The organism is Bartonella sp. DB5-6, assembly GCF_000278115.1.
Classification (GTDB): Bacteria; Pseudomonadota; Alphaproteobacteria; order Rhizobiales; family Rhizobiaceae; genus Bartonella; species Bartonella refiksaydamii.
In genome coordinates, this window is record NZ_JH725131.1 from 1 (window position 1) to 4,188 (window position 4,188).

Annotated in this window: 6 protein-coding genes; all 6 read right to left on the reverse strand. The window is 44.2% G+C overall.

Annotation, left to right across the window (positions count from 1 at the left end; all coding sequences use genetic code 11):
• Positions 1–10 precede the first annotated feature (10 nt).
• Positions 11–367, reverse strand: a complete 357-nt coding sequence (locus MCO_RS09560; protein WP_007554260.1) for a hypothetical protein — start codon at positions 365–367, stop codon at positions 11–13.
• Between the two features lies 1 nt (position 368).
• Complete coding sequence (locus MCO_RS09565; protein ID WP_007554261.1) at positions 369–1,436, reverse strand: major capsid protein; 1,068 nt, start codon at positions 1,434–1,436, stop codon at positions 369–371.
• A gap of 12 nt (positions 1,437–1,448) precedes the next feature.
• Positions 1,449–1,817 (reverse strand): head decoration protein, encoded by a 369-nt coding sequence (locus MCO_RS09570; protein ID WP_007554263.1) that lies wholly within the window; start codon positions 1,815–1,817, stop codon positions 1,449–1,451.
• On the reverse strand, positions 1,814–2,080 hold the full coding sequence (locus MCO_RS09575) for a hypothetical protein (RefSeq protein WP_040299243.1): 267 nt from the start codon (positions 2,078–2,080) through the stop codon (positions 1,814–1,816). The genes MCO_RS09570 and MCO_RS09575 overlap by 4 nt, the downstream gene beginning before the upstream one ends.
• Positions 2,077–3,156, reverse strand: coding sequence for a S49 family peptidase (locus tag MCO_RS09580; protein ID WP_007554176.1), 1,080 nt, complete (start codon positions 3,154–3,156; stop codon positions 2,077–2,079). The genes MCO_RS09575 and MCO_RS09580 overlap by 4 nt, the downstream gene beginning before the upstream one ends.
• Positions 3,146–4,188: phage portal protein (locus tag MCO_RS09585; protein WP_007554264.1), on the reverse strand; the 1,043-nt coding region annotated here is incomplete at its 5' end. The genes MCO_RS09585 and MCO_RS09580, both read right to left, overlap by 11 nt.

Sequence of the window (4,188 nt, forward strand, 5' to 3'; positions counted from 1 at the left end):
CAAAGATGCATCATTGTTTTAGTTCTCGCAAGATAAGTTTATACATATCAGATTCTGAGGCTTGGACATCTGTGATCACGAAGTGCTCTTGAGAAGAGGGAGCTTTGCTGTTTTCAGGGGAAATGATTACAACATTATCTTCAGGTTTTGGTGGTAACCCCCCAATATCATTGATACAAAGATCAAGTTCCTTTCTTGGAATTGTTGTGGGGGTTCTGCCACCAGCATCCGATTCCGAATGCTTAATGGTGTAAATCGCTGTAATACGAAAAATCTGCTGGTTGTCCTTTCGCGTGTAGATGACGGGCTGCCCAAAGGTGTTGCGCACATCTTTAACCATTTGGTTTAGCAGCCCGTGCCATTGCATGTTATTTCGCTCCAATCACGGCTTTAAACAGCATTTCAGGGCGTGTGCAAATGTAAAGCGGATAGCTATACAGTGAAAGTTTAGCCCATGTGTTGCATTCGTGATCTGGAACGAGAGTGGCATAAAGAGGCTTTCCAACCGTGTTGACAAAATCCAAACTTTCTGCTGGTGAAAAGGTTTTTTGAAACACTCCCGGTGCATTGGCGGGAAAGAATTGGCATTCATCCGGCTTAATGCCTATGGCGCGCTTTGTTCCAGCCTTCGCACTCACATTATAGTTATAAATACTCCGGTAATTGATAAAGGTCACACCGGCAAAGTCAAAACTGCCAAAGCTCCCTGAACTAAGAGCAGTTGGTGTTGCAACACCTCCGGCGCTATTCAAAATTTGTGAAAAAGCTGTGTTGAGATAGGTCTCACGAATTGTTTTATGGTTTTTCAATTTGGAGAAAAACTCATTTCCACAAAGCCCAATAATGCGTGAACGATCAGTGAATGCACCCTTTGAAGCTTCAATCATTCTCATAATGACTTGATCAACATTATCAGCAACATTGGTTGTTTCATTATTCAGTTTAAAATCAATGGGCTTTGGGGGTGTGATTTCCCATTCCTTGTACCAGTCGATAATTACGGAGCCATCAGCATCAAGGACAACACCTTGAACAGCGCCAAGTTGCATATTCTCCCATGTCAATTCGATTTCAGAAATCAGTTTCTTTTGTTTTCTGGCGATATACTTCATTGCCATTTCTAGCTGGTCTTCTATTCCAAATTCACCCCATCCTTGGATCTTTTCTGCCTTTACGGTATCACTTTTGGCAATACGTGTTGTTTGAAAAAATTGAAAGTGACTGTTTTTATCATCTTCTGCCAAAGGTGCACCGCGTTCACTGGTTTGAATAGGTAATATGTCACGTCGCTCAATATCAACCACTCTCGTTCTTGTTTCAACTTCCTCAAAAAGATTAAGAGAGCTTACAATACCAGGTTGAAACTCATAGTTTTCGATGGCTTTCATCATTGTGATGCTTGAGAAAGCATCATGTTTAAAAAAATTCATATCCATGTGTGCATTCTCCTATCTCAATAGAATGTTGTTCTTGTCTTCTAAAGACTGAATGGCTGCTTTCTTTTGCTCATCCGTGATGGCATCGGGCCATAGCAATTCAGAAGCTTTCACAGTGCACAAACGCGCTGTAATGACAGCACGTTGATCTGCGTCTGTCGCGTCAACAGTAGCAAAAGAAATCCCAGCAGGGATTTGACTGCCATCTGATGCTGCTGGATCAAGAGGGACATATTTTTCTGATGAGGTAATCTTCCCCATCACAGTGCCTGCTTCAATGAATGCTCCTGATGCAAAAACCACTTCTTCGTTTGACATATCAGGATCGTAGGGACCAAGATAAGCCCCATTGCGTACGTCGTCATAAATAATATTATTCATTTTATTGCCCTCCAAGCTGTTTCCCATTTTGTATAAACTTTGGTCTTGCTCGTCCCATCACGATGGGGAGCTGTGGTCGATAATTTTAAAGACGCGCTCTGAGAGCTAGCAGCCGCCAACACACACTGGCGTGCTTTCTCGATGCTCATACCTTTTTGAATAGCTTTTGCTGCATCAAAAGAAACGCCTAGACGCTTTGCTTGCTTTTCAAGGTTTGTCAGTGCTTTGGCGCGCTTTCTTTCTTGTTCAAGCACGGCTTTCATGTCTTGACGCTTGTCTTCATTGTCCTCATTGTCTTCGTCCTCATCATCTTCTTCGTCGTCGAAGTCTTCGGTGTTTTTGTTGATGTCGCTATCGTCTTCATCCTCTTCCTCGTCATTGATGATGTCGACAATCTTTTCATCATCATCTTCTTCTTGGGCGCGGTATTGTGTGCGTGCCATGTGTTTTGTCCTTCTTCTGTTGTTGATGTTGGGTTTTGTGATATGGAATCCGTTAAGGTTTCCAAAGCTTGCGCAAGCGTGCCTTGCGCATCTGCTAATCCAAGTTTGAGAGCTTGGGTGCCTATAAAAGTTTCTGCTTTTGTGTCGCGAATTGCATCAGCATTCAGCGGTCTGTTTTGCGCCACCAAATCGACAAACATCTCGTAGAGCAGGGCGCAATCGGCTTGCATTTTTATCTGTGCTGTATCGCTCAAGGGTTCGTGAGAATTGCCGTGAACCTTGTGATCCCCTTCAAAAACGAAGGTCCATTTATGCCCGTGTTTCTCATCCGCACGGGATTGGTCAAGATGGGCGCAAACAACCCCAATCGAGCCTACAACACCCGTGCGAGCAACCCATATTTGAGAAGCCGCACAAGCAATGGCATAAGCTGCAGAACAGGCAAACTCATTGGCATGCGCCCAAATGGGTTTATTGTATTGTTTTGAGAGTGTTTGAAACTCTTCAACCAAATCAAACACACCGCCGGCTTCTCCACCGCTACTGTCAATATCCAGTAAGACAGCGCGAACATCAGGTTGTGCAATGGCTTCACGAAAAGAAGCTCTTAAACCTTCATAAGAGGTTAACCCTGAGAGAGCACCAAGCCATGCACCGCGGCGCACAAGTGTGCCATGAACTGGTAGGATGGCAATATTGTTTTGCACCACATAAGTTTCAGGGGGTCTGAAAGACGCTGTATCCCCTTGCGCAAAAGCCTTAGGAGGAAACTTTTCTCCCTCAAAAAGACGCGGCGCAAGAGCATTCAAAATGACATCAAGCTTTGTCGATGCAAGCATATGAGGAACACCAAAAAGCCGTGATACCAAAAACGGCATATCAAGATTATTCACCATTTGTATGTGCCTCACTGCCTTGGTTACTTTCATAAGTTTCAGAAGGGTCTGAATCTGCGGTATCAATTACTTGATTGCTACCAGAGGGCGCTACCATATCCGTGTCAAAAGATAAGCCGCGCTCACGAGCGTCTGTGTGCTCTTCCTCAAGTTCGGCATGAATGCTGTCGATATCAAAGCCACGCTCGGCAAGTGCCATACGGCGTGTTTTCAAGCCTGCACGGATTTCTTCTTTTTCCGCAGAGATATCCTTGTTTGGATCAATCATTTCCAGGGGTGGTGCAAAGCTTTCACATTGAAGCCATGGCAAGGGATTTTCTTCCCACTCTGGCAAATTGACGCATTCAGAAAGCACTGCCATTTCAACAAAGCGCTCCCAAACAATGCGATTAAACTGAAAGGCAATGATATGTTCACGCCATTGTTTAACGTGACGCCTAAATTGAATGATGGAGGTGCGTACATTGGAGAAGTTTCCCCGCGTAACATCCCCTGTCACAACGGCATAAGGCATATTAAGTGCTGCACAAATTTTCAAGATATTGCGAAATTGAAAAGCCTCATAAGAGCCACCAACCTCAACAGGATTTGAGAATGTAACCTCTTTATTCTCTCCTAAATAAAGAGATGCACCGGGCGCAATGACAGGTGCTTTGTATTTTTCTTCAACGTTGTTTTTATCACGATTATCGGATAATTTTTCGACGTTTGGTGAATTGTCCTTGACAAACGCCGCGAAAAGAGCCGCCGTCCTTTTTCGATCAAGTTCTGCATCATCATAGGATTCCAGTTGAAAGATCTTTGTCATAGCACGCGTTATTTTGGGAGAACCGCGCAACTGTCCAGCAATACGGCGCTCTTTGATATGAAGGACCATTTCAGCAGGTACGCGCACGCGCTCTTGGCTCTTAAATGCTATGTTGGAAGGAGAAGCATCATAGGGGTGCTGTTCCCAGAAATGATAAGCAACACGCTTGCCACTGGCATTAAATTCAATCCCCATACGAATGTAATTGCCTTTAATTTCAGCAG

Bases quoted from the DNA above. Each gene is read 5' to 3' on its own strand.
- MCO_RS09565 (WP_007554261.1), bottom strand. From the start codon at position 1,436: ATGGATATGAATTTTTTTAAACATGATGCTTTCTCAAGCATCACAATG.
- MCO_RS09580 (WP_007554176.1), bottom strand. From the start codon at position 3,156: ATGGTGAATAATCTTGATATGCCGTTTTTGGTATCACGGCTTTTTGGT.
- MCO_RS09570 (WP_007554263.1), bottom strand. From the start codon at position 1,817: ATGAATAATATTATTTATGACGACGTACGCAATGGGGCTTATCTTGGT.
- MCO_RS09575 (WP_040299243.1), bottom strand. From the start codon at position 2,080: ATGAAAGCCGTGCTTGAACAAGAAAGAAAGCGCGCCAAAGCACTGACA.
- MCO_RS09560 (WP_007554260.1), bottom strand. From the start codon at position 367: ATGCAATGGCACGGGCTGCTAAACCAAATGGTTAAAGATGTGCGCAAC.